This is a genomic window from Kutzneria viridogrisea DSM 43870, assembly GCF_000525635.1.
Taxonomy (GTDB): Bacteria; Actinomycetota; Actinomycetes; order Mycobacteriales; family Pseudonocardiaceae; genus Kutzneria; species Kutzneria viridogrisea.
Map to the genome: position 1 here is coordinate 3,610,313 of NZ_CP007155.1, position 15,810 is coordinate 3,626,122.

The 15,810-nt window shown below is 73.0% G+C and carries 8 protein-coding genes; 5 read left to right on the forward strand and 3 right to left on the reverse strand.

Translation table 11 applies throughout. The features are described from left to right. Positions 1-50 precede the first annotated feature (50 nt). Together KALB_RS16245 and KALB_RS16250 are read left to right on the forward strand one after the other, a co-directional pair. On the forward strand, positions 51-1,445 hold the full coding sequence (locus KALB_RS16245; RefSeq protein WP_025356768.1) for a S8 family peptidase: 1,395 nt from the start codon (positions 51-53) through the stop codon (positions 1,443-1,445). A gap of 169 nt (positions 1,446-1,614) precedes the next feature. Next, a complete protein-coding gene (locus KALB_RS16250; RefSeq protein WP_025356769.1) occupies positions 1,615-2,226 on the forward strand; it encodes a GAF domain-containing protein in 612 nt (203 codons plus the stop codon). On the opposite strand, the gene KALB_RS16255 is transcribed toward KALB_RS16250, so the two are convergent. The 3 genes from KALB_RS16255 to KALB_RS16265 form a co-directional block, all read right to left on the reverse strand. Continuing rightward, positions 2,138-3,415, reverse strand: a complete 1,278-nt coding sequence (locus tag KALB_RS16255) for a M1 family metallopeptidase (protein ID WP_042222162.1) — start codon at positions 3,413-3,415, stop codon at positions 2,138-2,140. The two genes, KALB_RS16250 and KALB_RS16255, sit on opposite strands and share 89 nt — an antisense overlap. A 47-nt stretch (positions 3,416-3,462) precedes the next feature. Further along, on the reverse strand, positions 3,463-7,320 hold the full coding sequence (locus KALB_RS16260; protein ID WP_025356771.1) for a Pls/PosA family non-ribosomal peptide synthetase: 3,858 nt from the start codon (positions 7,318-7,320) through the stop codon (positions 3,463-3,465). A 138-nt stretch (positions 7,321-7,458) separates the two neighbouring features. After that, positions 7,459-8,286, reverse strand: a complete 828-nt coding sequence (locus KALB_RS16265) for a PaaX family transcriptional regulator (protein WP_236650269.1) — start codon at positions 8,284-8,286, stop codon at positions 7,459-7,461. A 155-nt stretch (positions 8,287-8,441) separates the two neighbouring features. On the opposite strand from KALB_RS16265, the gene KALB_RS16270 reads away from it, so the two are divergent. From KALB_RS16270 to KALB_RS16280, 3 genes are all read left to right on the forward strand, one after another. Next, positions 8,442-10,877, forward strand: coding sequence for a glycoside hydrolase family 3 protein (locus KALB_RS16270; RefSeq protein WP_025356773.1), 2,436 nt, complete (start codon positions 8,442-8,444; stop codon positions 10,875-10,877). Positions 10,878-10,890: 13 nt separating this feature from the next. Beyond that, entirely contained in the window at positions 10,891-11,262 is a 372-nt protein-coding gene (locus KALB_RS16275; protein WP_236650270.1) for a cold-shock protein, read from the forward strand. Between the two features lie 155 nt (positions 11,263-11,417). Continuing rightward, positions 11,418-15,773, forward strand: a complete 4,356-nt coding sequence (locus KALB_RS16280) for an nSTAND1 domain-containing NTPase (protein ID WP_052360461.1) — start codon at positions 11,418-11,420, stop codon at positions 15,771-15,773. The last annotated feature ends 37 nt before the right edge of the window (positions 15,774-15,810 follow it).

Below are 15,810 nucleotides of genomic sequence, written 5' to 3' on the forward strand. Positions count from 1 at the left end.
ACGTTCAGCCGATGCGATTTGTCCCGGTCCTCCCTAGGCTGCGCGCCGTGATGACCCGCACCCTGACTGTGTTGTCGGCGATCGGACTGCTGCTGGCGGCCCCGGTCGCGCAGGCCGAACCCGCGCCCACCAGCGAGCCCGCCGCGGCGGCCGACCCGGGCCAACTGGTGCTGCCGCACGTGGTGGTGACCGGCGCCGACCGGCTCAGCACCTGGCGGGCCGAGCGCGTGATCCGTGGCGCGGGCGGCACGGTGGTGTCGGCCTACCCGCAGGTCGGCGTCCTCGTGGCCTACTCCGCGCGCGAGGACTTCGCCGCGAAGGTCCGTGCCACGCCTGGGATCGCGGCCGTGGGCGCGACCCGCACCGCCAAGATCGCGGCGGGCTGGTTCGCGCCACGCCGGGACCTGGAGTACACCGGGCCCGCCGCGCCGAGCACCCCGCCGCCCGCCGAGGGCACGGCCTGGGACGTGCCCGCGCTGGGCCTGGCCAAGGCGCACGAGGTGACCACCGGCAGCCGACGCGTGATCGTCGGCGTGCTGGACACGGGCGTGGACGACACGCACCCCGACCTGGCGGAGGCCGTGGACACGCGCAACTCCGTGTCCTGCCTGTCCGGCTGGGCCGACCGGGGACGCGGGGCGTGGCGTCCCACCCTGGACGGCCACGGCACGCACGTCGCGGGCACCATCGCCGCCGCCGAGAACGGCTTCGGGGTCGTGGGCATCGCGCCGGACGTGCGGGTGGCCGCGGTGAAGATGGCCGAACTGGACGACACCGAGACCCCGGAGAGCATGGTGTGCGGCTTCGTCTGGGCCGCCGAGCACGGGTTCCGCGTGGTCAACAACAGCTACCGGCTCAACCCGTGGCGCTACAGCTGTCCCGACCAGGTGGACCAGGCCGCGATCCGGCTCGCCGTGGGCCGGGCCGTGTCCTACGCGCAGCGCAACGAGGTGCTCGTCGTGGCCTCGGCGGGCAACGCGGGCATCGACCTGACCAACCGCAAGACCGATGACGAGAGCCCGTACGACAGCAGCCCGGTGCACCGGGAGATCAGCAACGAGTGCATCCGGTTGCCGCACGAACTGCCCGGGGTCATCGGCACCGGCGCCGTGGACGAGAAGTTGGCCAAGGCGAGCTTCTCCAACTACGGCATCGGGCCCGTCGCGCTGGCCGCACCCGGCGTGCGGACCTGGTCCACGTGGCCCGGCAACGGCTACCGCCCCGCCAGCGGCACCTCCATGTCGGCCCCGCACACCGTCGGTGTGGCCGCGCTGATCGCCAGCGAGCACCCGCGCTGGAGCGCCGAACGGATCAAGGCGCAACTGTTCCGCACCGCCACGCCCGCTGCCTGCCCGACCGGCTCGCCCTGCGTCACCCGTGACGGCCAGACCAGCTACTTCGGCCACGGTCTGGTCAATGCCGCGGCAGCCGTCGCTGAGGACTAGCACTCCGCAGGTTGTCGACAACTGGACAATGGGAACTTCTGGCCAGCACTCATGGCGGTACTGGCGCAGCTGAAGCTGTGCAAGGTTCAATCAAGTCGTCTTGTTCGGTTTGTCAAAAGTAGTCGATCACCCATGTGTCTCGGGTTTGTGAAGCGAATCGAGAACGGCAGTGGCGGCGAACGCGGACGATGTGATCGACCAGGCAATCTGTCAACTCGGCGAGGCGAAAACCCTGGAGGATGTCCAGGAAATCGTGCGCTGCGCCGCCCGCAGGGCGGTCAACGCGCACGGTGCCACCATGGTGCTGCTGGAGGGCGACCAGTGCTACTACCTGGATGAGGACTCGATGAGCCCGTTGTGGAAGGGGATGCGATTCCCGGCGGCCAACTGCATCAGCGGTTGGGCGATGCTGAACGGGGAGACCGTCGTCATCCCGGACATCCGCGTGGACTCGCGAATCCCGCAGAAGGCCTATCGGCCGACATTCGTGCGCAGCCTGGTGATGACCCCCATTCGTCGCGAATCCCCGATCGGGGCGATCGGGGCCTACTGGGCACTGTGCCACTGCGCCACGGACGTCGAGGTGGGCGCACTGGAGGCGCTGGGCGCTGCCGCGGGCGAGGTGATGGTGCACCGCGGCCTGCCCAGCACCGCCCCGCCGTACGCGCCACTGGTCAACGCCTGCGTGCGACCTACGCCAGCGGCATCGGGGTCTCGTGCAGCCAGCGCCGGAACAGGGGCGCCAGCGGACGGTCGGTGTGGCGTTGGGCGAGGGTGGTGAACTGCTCGGTCGTGACGGTGCAGTGCCGGTTCACCAGGGTCCACTCGCGCAGCAGGGCGAAGAACGCGTCGTCGCCGACCTCCACGCGCAGGGCCTGCAACGTGAGCGCCCCGCGCTGGTACACCCGGTCGTCGAACATGCGGCGCGCGCCGGGGTCGGAGACCCGCAGGTCCTGGCGCTGGCGGGCCAGTTCGGAGCGAGAACGGGCCGCCAGCCCGGCCGCGGGCACGCCGCCGGAGCACTCCGACCACAGCCACTCGGCGTAGGTCGCGAAGCCCTCGTTGAGCCAGATGTGCCGCCAGTCGGCGACGGTCAGGCTGTTGCCGAACCACTGGTGCGCCAGCTCGTGCGCGACCAGGTGCTCGGCGCCGCGGTAGCCGTCCACGTGGTTGGTGCCGAACACCGACAGGCCCTGGGCCTCGATCGGCACGTCCAGTTCGTCGTCCACCACGACGACCGTGTACTCCTCGAAGGGGTACTGCCCGAACAGGGCCTCGAAGGCGGACATCATCTCCGGCTGCCTGCCGAAGTCGTGCCCGAACACCGGCAGCAGCCTGCCCGGCACGGCGGCGCGCTGGGCAGGCCCGAGGTCCACGAGCTCGTACTGGCCGATCTGCACGGTCGCCAGGTACGCGGCCATCGGCGCGGTGCTCTCGTACACCCAGGTCGTGGTGCTGGCGTTGGTGCGCTGCGAGACCAGCACCCCGTTGGCCACCACGGTGTAGGGCGTGGCGGTGGTGACCGAGATCCGGTACGCGGCCTTGTCGGCGGGCGTGTTGTTGCAGGGGAACCAGGAGGGCGCCCCGATGGGCTGGCTGGCCACGATCACGCCGTCGGTGAGCTGGTCCCAGCCGATCTCGCCCCAGTGCGCGCTGCGCACCGGCACCGGGGTGCCCACGTAGCGCAGGTCCACCACGAAGTCGGCGCCCGCGGGCACCGGCTTGGCCGGGCGCACGCGCAGCTTGCCGCCGCGGTGGGTGTAGCGGGCGGCCTTGCCGGAGACGGTGACCCGGCCGACCTTGAACGAGTCCTCCAGGTCCAGGCTGAACGCCGACAGCGAGGGACCGGCCGCCGCGGTGATCCGCGCGCGGCCCGACAGCCGGCCCGGCCCGAGCCGGTAGTCCAGGTCCAGGTCGTAGTGCCGGACCTGGTAGCCGCCGTTGCCGTGTTCGGGCAGGTAGGAGTCCATGCCACGATCGGCCCCGGCCACTGCGGCCGGGGCCTTGCGCTGCGCGTTCACCGCTTTGTCCGCCAGGCGGAGATCGGGTTGCCGAGCCAGCGCGTGTCCGACGGCACGTGCTCGCCCCTCATCACCAGTGACGCCGGGCCCACGGTGGCCCCCGCGCCGATCCCCGCCCCGGGCAGCACGATGCCGTGCGGGCCCAGGGTCGCCCCGTCCTCCAGTCGCACCTCGTCCATGCGCATGATCCGATCATGGAACAGGTGGGTCTGCACCACGCACCCCCGGTTCACGACCGCTCCGGCACCGATGTCGACCAGATCCGCCTCGGGCAGCCAGTAGGTCTCCACCCACGCGCCGCGCCCGATGCGCGCGCCGAGCCCGCGCAGCCACAGTGACATCACGGGCGTGCCGCCGACCCGGCCGGCCAGCAGCGGCACGGCCAGCACCTCGACGAAGGTGTCGGCCAGCTCGTTGCGCCACACGAAGGAGCTCCACAGCGGGTGCTCGACCGCGCGGAACCGGCCGACCAGCAGCCACTTCGCGGCGATCGCCAGCAGGCAGGCCAGCACGCCACCGGCCACCAGCAGCAGCCCGGCCGCCAGCCCCGCCACGGTGAACCCGTACCGGCTCGCCACGGTCTCCACGGCGGCCACGGTCAGCACGGCCAGCGCGAACTTGGCCATCACCGGCAGCACCCGGCACAGCTCCACCAGCGCGCGGGCGATCACGAGCCGTCGCGGCGGCTTGAAGGTGCGGCTCTGGTCGCCCTCCTCGACGGCGCGCGGCAGCTTCATCGGCGGCATACCCAGGTACGAGCTGCCCGCCTTGGCCCGCTTCGGGGTGGCCGACAGCACGCCGACCAGCCCGCGGTTGGGCACCGAGCGGCCCGGCGCGGTCATGCCGGAGTTGCCCAGGAACGCGCGCTTGCCGATGCGCGCCTCGCCGATGCGCAGCCAGCCGCCGCCCAGCTCGTAGGAGCCGACCAGGGTGTCGTCGGCGAGGAAGGCGCCGTCGCCCACGGTGGTCATCGAGGGCAGCGCCAGCACCGTGGAGGCCTCGACCCTGCGGCCGACCTTCATGCCAAGCGCCCGCAGCCACACGGGGGTGAACAGGCTGGCGTAGAACGGGAACAGCGCCACGCGGGCCAGGTCCATCAGCCGCTCGGTGGTCCACGCCTGCCAGGCGATCCGGCTGTGCACCGGGTGGTAGCCCTCGCGCAGGCCGATGCTCAGCAGCCGGACCGCGCAGAGCACGACCAGCGCGTAGGCGGCCAGCCAGGCCAGGGTCGCCAGCGGCGCGGCCAGCAGGGCGCCGCCCAGTGCGGAGGACACCGAGGTGGCGCCGCGCAGGAACAGGCCGACGACGGCCAGCGCGGGCACCGTGGCCAGCACGGGCACCAGGGACAGCGCGCCGGTGGTCAGTCCGTAGGCCCACTGCCAGCGGCGGAACCGGGCCGGGCGGCTGGCGGGCCAGCGCCGGGTGGCCTTGCCGTCCCGGCTGGCGGGCACCCCGGCCCAGCGCTGACCGGCGGGCACCGAGCCGGTGACGCCCGAACCGGGCGCGATCTCGGCGCGCTTGCCGATGCGGGCCCCGGGGAACAGGGTGCTGCGCGCGCCGACCGTGGCGCCCGCGCCCACCCGGATCTTGCCGATGTGCAGCAGGTCCCCGTCCAGCCAGTGCCCGGACAGGTCCACCTCGGGCTCGATCGCGCAGCCCTTGCCCAGCTTGAGCATGCCGGTCACCGGGGGCAGCGAGTGCAGGTCCACCTCCTCGGCCACCTTCACGCCCAGCGCGCGGGCGTAGCGGGTCAGCCAGGCGCCGGTCAGCTCGCTGGCCCCGGTGAACTCGGCCAGTTTCTCGGTGAACCACAGCCGCAGGTGCACGCCGCCGCCACGCGGGTAGCTGCCCGGTTTGACGCCCCGCAGCAGCAGTCGCGCGCCACCGGCGGCGATGAGCGTGCGACCGGCCGGGTGGACCAGCGCCAGCCAGCCCGCCAGCACCCACCACCAGGACACGGTGGGCAGCCAGGTGAAGCCGTCCAACAGGGACAGCAGGTTGCCCGCGGCGGCCAGCGCCACGGTCCAGCGCAGGCCCACCAGCGTGAACAGCGGCAGCAGGAGCAGGGTCTGCACCAGCCCGGCGCTGCGCGGGGTCGGCGTGACGATGCGCTTGCTGGCGGCGGCGCTGTCGAACTCGTCCAGCCGCGCGGCCATCGCCCGCACGGTCGGGTTCTGGTAGATGTCGCTGACCGAGGCGCTGGCGTAGCGCTGGCGGATCAGCCCGACCAGCCGCGCGGCGGCCAGGCTGCCGCCCCCGCTGGCGAAGAAGTCGGCCTCGGCCTCGACCGGGGCCACGCCGAGCACGGCGCCCCACTGCTCGGCGAGCCAGCCCTGGGTACCGGCCAGCGCGGGCGCGTCGGCGGAGGTGGGCAGCGGCCAGGGCAGCGCGTTGCGGTCCACCTTGCCGGAGGTGCGGGTGGGCAGCGTGTCCACCACCGCCAGCAACGGCACCAGCGCCGCGGGCAGGGCCGCGCGCAGCCGCTCCAGGGCGGCGGCCTGGTCGAACTCGGGCGTGGCCACCACGTAGCCGACGAGGATGGTGCCGTTGCGCACGGCGGCGGCCGCACCGATCACCTCGGGCAGCGCCTGTAGCGCGGCGTCCACCTCGCCCAGCTCGATGCGCCGGCCGCCCAGCTTGACCTGTTCGTCGGCGCGGCCCAGGAACAGCAGGCCCTCCGGCTCGGCGCGGACCAGGTCCCCGCTGCGATAGGCGCGGTCCCAGCCCATCGCGGGCAGCGGGGCGAACTTCTCGGCGTCCTTGGCGCGGTCCAGGTAGCGAGCCAGGCCCACCCCGCCGATCACCAGCTCGCCGCTCTCGCCCATCGGCACCAGCTCGCCCTGCTGGTCGACCACGGCCAGCTCCCAGCCGTCCAGCGGCAGGCCGATGCGCACCGGCCCCTGGTCGGTCAGCTGCGCGGCGCAGGCCACCACGGTCGCCTCGGTGGGGCCGTAGGTGTTCCACACCTCCCGGCCCTCCACGGCCACCCGCTCGGCCAGCTCCGGCGGGCAGGCCTCACCGCCGAAGATGAGCAGGCGCACCTCCTCCAGGGCCTCGGCGGGCCACAGCGAGGCCAGGGTCGGCACCGTGGACACGACGGTGATCTCGTTGTCCACCAGCCAGGGGCCCAGGTCCACCCCGGTGCGCACCAGCGAGCGCGGCGCCGGCACCAGGCAGGCTCCGTGCCGCCAGGCCAGCCACATCTCCTCGCAGGAGGCGTCGAAGGCCACCGAGAGACCGGCCAGCACCCGGTCGCCGGGGCCGATCGGCTCCTCGGTGAGGAACAGCCGGGCCTCGGCGTCCACGAAGGCGGCGGCGCTGCGGTGCGAGACCGCGACGCCCTTGGGCTTGCCGGTTGACCCGGAGGTGAAGATGATCCAGGCGTCGTCGTCCAGGCCGGGGGAGCCGACCGCGCCCATCGGGGTGCCGCGCCGGGTCAGCGCGCGGTGCTCGCCGAGCACGGCGCACACGTCGGCCTCGGAGAACACCAGCTCGGCGCGCTCCTCGGGGTCCTCGGCGTCCACCGGCACGTACGCGGCGCCCGCCGCGAGCACGGCCAGGATGCACACGTACAGGTCGACGGTGCCCGAGGGCACGCGCACGCCGACGCGGTCGCCGACGCCGATGCCCTCGGCGGCCAGCCGGGCGCGCAGCTGGTCCACCTCGGCGGCCAGCGCGCGGTAGGTCAGGGTGGTGGTGCCGTCGTGCACGGCGGGCGCGGCGGGGTGCAACCGCGCGGTCTGCGCCAGCACGTCCAGCAGGGTGCGCGGCGCCGTGGTGGCGCCCGCGCGGAACAGGGCCTTGGGCCCGCTCCAGGTCTCGACGAGCTCGTGCGGGGGGTGAACTGCGGTCATCCAGCCTCTCCGATACACCGGGTTCGCCCGGCGTCCGGTGGTTAGGAAGTCCACTGTGGACTGTCCATCTCAGCATCACCTGTGCGGGCCAACGAGGGAGTTTACCCGGAATTCACCCGCCGTGCGGTGTTGGGGCCGTCACGTTCCCGGTTCCTCGTGCGAGGCAAGGATTTCCCGCCACCTCCGCTGAGCGCCTTCGTGCCACTGCTCGTGCCTGCGCTGGAACAGCCACAGCGCGGCCGCGCCCGGCCAGCCCGCGGGCAGCAGCCGCGCGGGCAAACACGGGTCCAGCGCGGGAAAAGCTCGCCACCGGTGCACCAGCCGGGTCTGCGCTTTCCACACCGCGTCACCCGAATCGGTGACTGGCGCGGAGAACTCCCCGGTGAACTCCGCGTAGCCCTCGGCCAGCGCCCGCAGGTCCCAGGCGTCGGCGACAAGTTGCTCCTGTTGGCCGATACCGCCGTAGCGGGCGGTGAACGAGCGCGCGCTGCCGGTCAGGCCCAACTCCGCCAGGATGCGCCGCACCTCGGGTTCCCGCGCGGTGTCCGGGGCGATCCACACCCCCGGTTCGGGTGAACCCAGTCCGGCCCAGGCCAACCGGGTCCGCACCTGGTTGCGCAGGTCCCGCCTGCTCTCCGGCACCGACACCAGCAGCACCAGCCAGCGGCCGTCCCACTCGGTGGGGTCGGTGCCGAAACCGTAGATGCGGCGGGTGCCCGACTCCAGCATCTCCCGTGCCGCCGCGCTCAGCGACCAGCGCGCCCGCCTGCCCACCTGCTCGGACTCCAGCCAGCCCGCCGCGGCCGTCCTGGAGAGCGCTTGCCTGGCCGACTTCTCCTCGATGTCCAGTCGTGCCAAGGCGTCCACGAAAACTGATGTCCACATCGGACGGTCGTGGTGCAGTACGTACTCGCCGAGCAGCGTCATGAGCACCGCCCGCGCGCTGGAGTGCCTCCCCGTGGCCACGTCGATCGATCCTAGTGGCCGGGCGTGTCATGAAAGTGCCGTTTGCGACACCAGATGTCCCGAACGGCACTTTCATGACACGGGCACGAGCGGGTTGTCGGTGGTCCGTGCCAAGGTGGACCCCAGTCGCCCACACCACGCCGAGGAGTCGCCGGATGCAGCAGCACGCCACGATCGCCGAGCTGGTCGGCAAGCTGGACCTGGACACCAAGGCAGGGCTGCTGGCCGGTCAGGACATCTGGACCCTGCCCGCGGTGCCCGAGATCGGCCTGCGCTCGGTGGTGATGTCCGACGGCCCGGTGGGCGTGCGCGGGGTGCGCTGGACCCCCGAGGACCCCTCGGTGGTGCTGCCCAGCCCCACGGCGCTGGCGGCCACCTGGGACCCCGAGCTGGCCCGCAGAGCCGGTCGGCTGCTGGCCCAGGAGGCCCGGCGCAAGGGCGTGCACGTGCTGCTGGCGCCCACGGTCAACCTGCACCGCACCCCGCTGGGCGGGCGACACTTCGAGTGCTACTCGGAGGACCCGCTGCTCACCGGGCTGATCGGCGCGGGCTACGTGCGGGGTGTGCAGGAGGGCGGGGTGGCCACCACCGTCAAGCACTTCGTGGCCAACGACTCCGAGACCGAGCGCTACACCGTGGACGTGCGGGCCGAGGAGCGCACGCTGCGCGAGCTGTACCTGCGCCCGTTCGAGATCATCGTGCGGGAGGCCCGGCCCTGGGGCGTGATGGCGGCCTACAACGGGGTCAACGGCTCCACCATGACCGAGCACGCCCGGTTGCAGAACGAGGTGCTGCGGGCGGAGTGGGGCTTCGACGGGGTGATCGTGTCCGACTGGACCGCCGCGCGGGACACCGTGCGCGCCGCGCTGGGCGGCATGGACCTCGCGATGCCCGGCCCGCACACGGTGTACGGGCCCGCGCTGGCGCAGGCCGTGCGCGAGGGCGCCGTGCCCGAACAGGTCGTGGACACGATGGTGGCCCGCGTGCTGCTGCTGGCGGCACGGGTGGGCGCGCTCGACGGGGTGCCCTCCGGGTTCACCGCCCCCGAGGAACTCGACGGCAACGAGGTGGCCCGGGAGGTCGCCGCGCGCTCGGCGGTGCTGGTCCGCAACGACAACGCCCTGTTGCCGCTGCGTGCCGAGGACCTGCGCACCGTCGCGGTGATCGGTGCCGCCGCCGACGAGGCGCGGATCCTGGGCGGCGGCAGCGCCACGGTGTTCCCCGGCGAGGTCGTGTCTCCGCTGGCGGGCCTGCGCGCGGTGCTGCCCGGGGCCGAGGTGCGCTACTGCGTGGGTGCCGACCCGCGCACCACCCTGCCGCCTGCCCGGGACGGCTTCGAGCTCACGCTGGTCGCCCGCGACGGTGCGGGCGCCGAGCTGGCCTCCTACGCCGTGCCCGAGGCCGGGTTGACCTGGATCGGCGAGGTGCCCGAGGCGGTGGACGCCGAGCGGGTCCGCGCCGTGGAGTTCACCGGCACCTTCACCCCCGAGGTCGGCGGCTCGCACGAGTTCGGCTTCCGCGGACTGGGCGAGGCGGTGCTGACCGTGAACGGCCGCGTCCTGTTCGACGGGGTGAGCCTGCCCGAGGGGGACGACCCGTTCACCGCCGCCATGGACCTGAGCGAACGGCGGTTCCGCACCGACCTGGTCGCCGGGGAGACGGTGCGGGTGAGCCTGCTGCTGCATCCCCTGACGCTGGCCGAGGGCGGCGCTGGCCCGTTCGTGTTCGTGGTGACCGCGCTCGGTCACGCCGCACCGGGGCCGGGGCCCGACGCACAGATCGAGCAGGCCGTGGCGGTGGCCCGCGAGTCCGACGTGGCGGTGGTCGTGGTCAGCACCACCGAGGAGGTGGAGAGCGAGGGCTTCGACCGCACCGACCTGGCGCTGCCCGGCCGCCAGGACGAGCTGGTGCGCCGCGTGGCCGCCGCCAACCCCAGAACCGTCGTGGTGGTCAACGCCGGGTCGCCGGTGGAGATGCCCTGGCTGGAGCAGACCGGCGCCGTGCTGCTCAGCTGGTTCCCCGGCCAGGCGGCGGGCACGGCGCTGGCCGAGGTGCTGCTGGGCGCCCGCGAACCCGGCGGGCGGCTGCCCACCACCTGGCCGGCACGCCTGGCCGACGCCCCGGTCGTGCGGGTCAAGCCCGAGCAGGGCGTGCTCCACTACGAGGAGGGCGTGTTCATCGGCTACCGGGCGTGGCAGCGGGCGGGCACGGCCCCGGCCCACTGGTTCGGCCACGGGCTCGGCTACACCGAGTGGACCTACGAGTCCGCGCGCTTCGACCCCGCGAGCCGCACGCTGGAGGTCGAGCTGCGCAACAGCGGGCCGCGCGCCGGGCGCGAGGTGGTCCAGGTCTACTGCGCCCCCGGCGAGCCCGATCCGAACCGGCCCGCCCGCTGGCTGGTCGGCTTCGCCCAGGTGCACGCCGAACCGGGTGAGTCGGTGCTGGCGCGGGTCACCGTGCCGGGTGACGCCACCCGGGTCTGGGACAGCGGGGTCGGCGGGTGGCGGCAGGACACGGGTCCTCACCTGCTGGAAGTCGGGAGGTCAGCGGGCGACCTGCGGCTGAGCGTGGGTACAGTCAACGGGCTGTAGTGGACATGTGGGAATGAGAGTGGTGCAGGTGGCTACCGGGCGGATTTTGCGGTTCGACGACGATCGGGGTTTCGGGTTCATCGCGCCCGATGCGGGCAGTGAGGACGTGTTCGTCCACGCCAACGACCTGCTGGACGAGAAGTCGGCGTTCAAGCCGGGCACGGCGGTGGAGTTCGAGATCGAGGAGGGCAACCGCGGCCTGAAGGCCGTGGACGTCCGCGCCGTCGGCGGTCGTCGGCCGAGCGGGTCGGGCGGGGGCTCCGGGTTCTCCGTGGAGCTGACCGAGACCCTGCTGGAGCGCATGCCAGAGCTGACCGGCGGCCAGGTGCTGCGCATCCGCCAGCTGGTGGCCGATGTCGCCCGCGACCAGGGCGTGTCCCTGTAGGTCGAGTAGCGGACAGCGGGGCTCGCGGGTGGACCACCCGCGAGCCCCGCTGTCTGTGGCGCACCGGGAAACGTGAGAGTCATTACGAACACGCACGGGGAACAACCGTTGCGAAACCTTGATCAGAGTGGCGACTTCCGGAATAGACTCCGGAAATGCTGCACGTGAACCTGCTCGGCGTGGTCCGCGCGACCATGGACGGACGTGAGCTGGAACTGGGGCCACCCAAGCAGCGGGCCGTGTTCGTGCAGCTGGCGATCCGCCGCAACCAGGTCGTCTCCCGGACCGAGCTGATCGACGGGGTCTGGGGTGAGCAGCCGCCCGGCAGCGTGCGCGGCATCATCCACACCTACGTCTCCATGCTGCGCCAGAGCCTGGCCGGTGAGCAGCGCACCTCCGCCAAGAACTCGGTGCTGGCCAGCGTCGGTTCCGGCTACCGGCTGGAACTGGAACCGCACAACCACGACGTGTGGCAGTTCGAGGACGCCTTCCAGCAGGCGGCCCGGCTGCGCGCCGAGAACGACGTGGTCGCGGCGATCGCCCAGTGGGACAAGGGGCTGAGCCTGTGGCAGGGCGAGCCGCTGGCCGGTATCCCCGGCCCGTTCGCCGAGACCGAGCGCAAGCACCTGGAGGAACTGCGGCTGTCGGCGGTGGAGGACCGCGCCGACGCGCTGCTGTCACTGGACCGCGAGTCCGATGTGGTCGCGGACCTGGCCGCCGCGGTGGCGGAACGCCCGCTGCGCGAGCGGATGCGGGCGCTGCTGATGGTCGCGCTGTTCCGGGGCGGGCGGCAGGCCGAGGCGCTGGAGCACTACGACCGGCTGCGCCGGATGCTGGCCGAGGAACTCGGGGTCAGCCCCAGCGCCGAGGTGCAGCAGGTGTACCAGCGCATCCTGGACAGCGACCCGGGCCTGGGCGGTCCGGCCGCGCGCCCGGTGACCCGGCACGCGCCCGCCGCCGCACCGGACCCCGAACCTCAGGGCCCGGCAAGGCCGCGCACCACCCGCAGCCCCTACCCGGGCCTGATGGCCTTCTCGGTCGGCAACGCGCAGTACTTCTTCGGACGGCAGCAGCTGACCGCGACCCTGGTGGACCGGCTGGGCGCGGACGGCCCGATCGCCGTGGTCGGCGCCTCCGGCTCCGGCAAGTCCTCCCTGCTGCGCGCCGGGCTGGTGCCCACGATCGAGGGCATGGACCTGGCCACGCCCCGGCGCTGGTCCTGGCTGCTACTCACCCCGGGCAACAAGCCGGTGGAGGCGCTGGCCTCGGCGCTGGCGCAGGCCACCGGCAGGCCGGTGACCGAGGTGCTGCACCTCGTGAAGGAGGAGTCCAGCGAGCTGCGGGACCTGTTGGCGGACGGGGACAACGCGCGTACCGAGCGGCTGGTCGTGGTGATCGACCAGTTCGAGGAGCTCTTCACCCAGTGCGAGCACGAGAGCGAGCGCCGGACCTTCGTACGGGCGCTGAGCGCGTTGAGCGCGCCGCCCGCCGCGCCCGCGTCGGTGGTCCTCGCCGTGCGCGCCGACTTCTACGGCCACTGCGCCCGCTACCCGGAGCTGGTGGCCTCGCTGGAGCGCTCACTGGTGGTGGGGCCGATGACCGCCGTCGAGCTGCGCGAGGCCATCGAGCGCCCAGCGGAACTGGCCGGGCTGGAACTGGAGCCCGGCCTGAGCGAACTGCTGCTGCGCGACCTGGGCGCCGAGGAGGACGCGGGCGGCATCCTGCCGCTGCTGGCCCACACGCTGCTGGCGACCTGGCAGGTCCGCGAGGGCAACCGGCTGACCCTGCACGGCTACGCCGGGGTCGGCGGCATCCACCGGGCGATCGCCACCACCGCGGACGCCACCTACGAGCGGTTTGACCCGTTCGGGCGGGACCTGGTCCGCCGGATGCTGCTGCGCATGGTGCACGTCGGGGAGGGGGTGGAGGTCACTCGGTGGCGCGTGGACCGCACGAGCCTGATCGAGAGCTCCGGTGACCCGGAGACAGCGGCCGCCGTACTGGACGCGCTGGCCAGGGCCCGCCTGGTCACCCTGGATGAGAACACCGCGGAGATCAGCCACGAGGCGCTGCTGCGGTCCTGGCCCCGGCTGCGGCAGTGGATCGCCGACGACCGGGAGGGCCTGCGGCTGCACCAGCAGCTGGCCCAGGACGCGCAGTCCTGGCAGCGCGAGGGCCGCGACGACTCGGCGCTGTACCGGGGTGCCCGCCTGGTCATCGCGCGCAACTGGGCGGACAACCTGGCCGACGAGGGCGCGCTGGCCCCGGTCGAGCGGGAACTGCTCGACGCCAGTTCACGCCGGGAGGAGGCCGAGCAGCAGACCGCCGTGCGCCGGACCAGGCGCCTTCGCCAACTGGTGGCCGCGCTGACCGTTTTGCTGCTGGTCGCGGTCTCCGCCACGGTGTTCGCGCTCGTTGAACGGAGCACCGCGTTGGACGAGCGCGCGAACGCCACCTCGCGCCAGGTGGCGCTGCGCGCGAATTCGCTGCGGGGGGCCGACCCTGCGTTGGCCGCGCAGCTCAGCCTTGCGGCGTACCGGATCTCGCCCACCACCGAGGCCCGCAGCAGCCTGCTGACCACCTCCGGTGCGCCCGAGGCGACCAGGCTGCTCGGGCACACCGACGCCGTGGCCGCCCTCGCCTACAGCGGCACCCTGATCGCCAGTGCCAGCAAGGACAAGACGGTGCGGCTGTGGGACGGCAAGTCCCGGACCGCGCTGAGCACGGTGCGGACCCCGACCGCCGCCTACGGGGTGGCGCTGAGCGCTGACGGCAGGCGCCTCGCCGCGGGTGTGGCCGGGGGCTCTGTCCTGCTGTGGGACGTGAGCGATCCGCACAGCCCGGTGGCGCTGGCGACCGGCAGCGGCCACGCCGACACCGTCGTCGCGGTCGCGTTCAGCCCGGACGGCAAGCTGCTGGCCAGCGCCAGCGCCGACAAGACCGTCCGGCTCTGGCGGGTCGACGGCTCGCACATCCAACTCGCGGCCACGCTCACCGGGCACGCGAAGGCGGTCACCTCGGTGGCGTTCAGCCCGGACGGCAAGCTGGTCGCCAGCGGGGCGTACGACAACACGGTCCGACTGTGGAACGCAGCCGACGGCAGTCCGGTCGCCACCCTGACCGACCACACCAACGCCGTGACCGCCGTGGCGTTCAGTCCCGACGGCACGACGCTGGCCAGCGCGAGCTACGACCTGACCGTCCGGCTCTGGAACACCGCCGACCGAACGCTCAAGGCCAAACTGACCGAGGCGACCAGCTTCCTGGAGGCGGTGGCGTTCAGTCCCGACGGCAGGACCGTGGCCGCCACGGGCGACGATCACGAAACCCGCCTGTGGGACGTGGCCGCACAACTACAGGTCGCCTCGTTCACCGCGCCCGCGACGGTGCGGGCGGTCGTGTTCAGCCCCGACGGGACCCGGATCGTCACCGGCGCGGCCAACTGGGCGGTGACGGTGTGGGACGTGCGGGCCGCCGAGGTCAACGGGCACGCGCAGTCGGGCTGGGCCATCGGGTACGACAAGACCGGCAAGGTGCTCGCCAGCGGCCACTACGACGGCAAGGTGCGCCTGTGGGACATGACCGATCCACTGCGCCCGGCCGCGCTGGCCACCCTGGACGGGCACACCAATGCCGTGACCTCGGTCGTGTTCAGCCCCGACGGCAAGACCCTGGCCAGCGCCAGCTACGACCACAACGTGCGGCTGTGGGACATCGCCGACCCGGCGCACGCCCGGCAGTTGGCGACCATCCCGGCCTCCTCCGGGCAGTTGGAGTCCGTCGCGTTCAGCCCCGACGGCCGCATGGTGGCCAGCGCCGGGGACGACCACCAGATCCGGCTGTGGGACGTGTCCGACCCGACCGCCGTGCGGCCGCTGGGCCAGCCACTGACCCAGCACGGCGACGTGGTCAGCTCCGTGGTGTTCAGCGGCAACGGGGCGGCCCTGGCCAGCGGCAGCTACGACGGCAGCGCGCGCATCTGGGACGTCAGCGACCCGCTGCACCCGGTGGCGGGGGCGCGCATCGCCACCTCGCAGGCCGCGCCGATCCGCGGCATCGCCTTCACACCGGACGCACACCTGCTGGCCACCGCGGGCGACGACCACGCGGTGGAGCTGTGGGATGTCAGCGACCCGGCGCACCCCTCGGTGCTCAGCACGCTCAAGGACCACACCAACACCGTCACCTCCGTGGCGCTCAGCGCCGACGGCAAGCGCCTCGCCAGCGCCAGCTGGGACCGCACGGTGTCCACTTGGGACATCAGCGATCCGCGCGTCCCGGTGCAGACCGCGACCTTCTCCGGTCCGACCGACAACGTCACCGCGGTGGCGTTCAACCCGGTCGACGGCAGTGTCGCCGCGGGCGTGGCCAACGCACCGAACTCGGTGTGGCAGAACGACGTCGAGGCCGTGGCCAAGCAGGTCTGCGAAACCAGGGGCACGCCGATCAGCAACGAGGAGTGGGCGAACTACGTCGGCGACGGGTCCCCCGTGGACCCCTGTTCGAGCTGAGCGTGCCGACACGGCGGGGACGCGTGCGCCCCCGCCG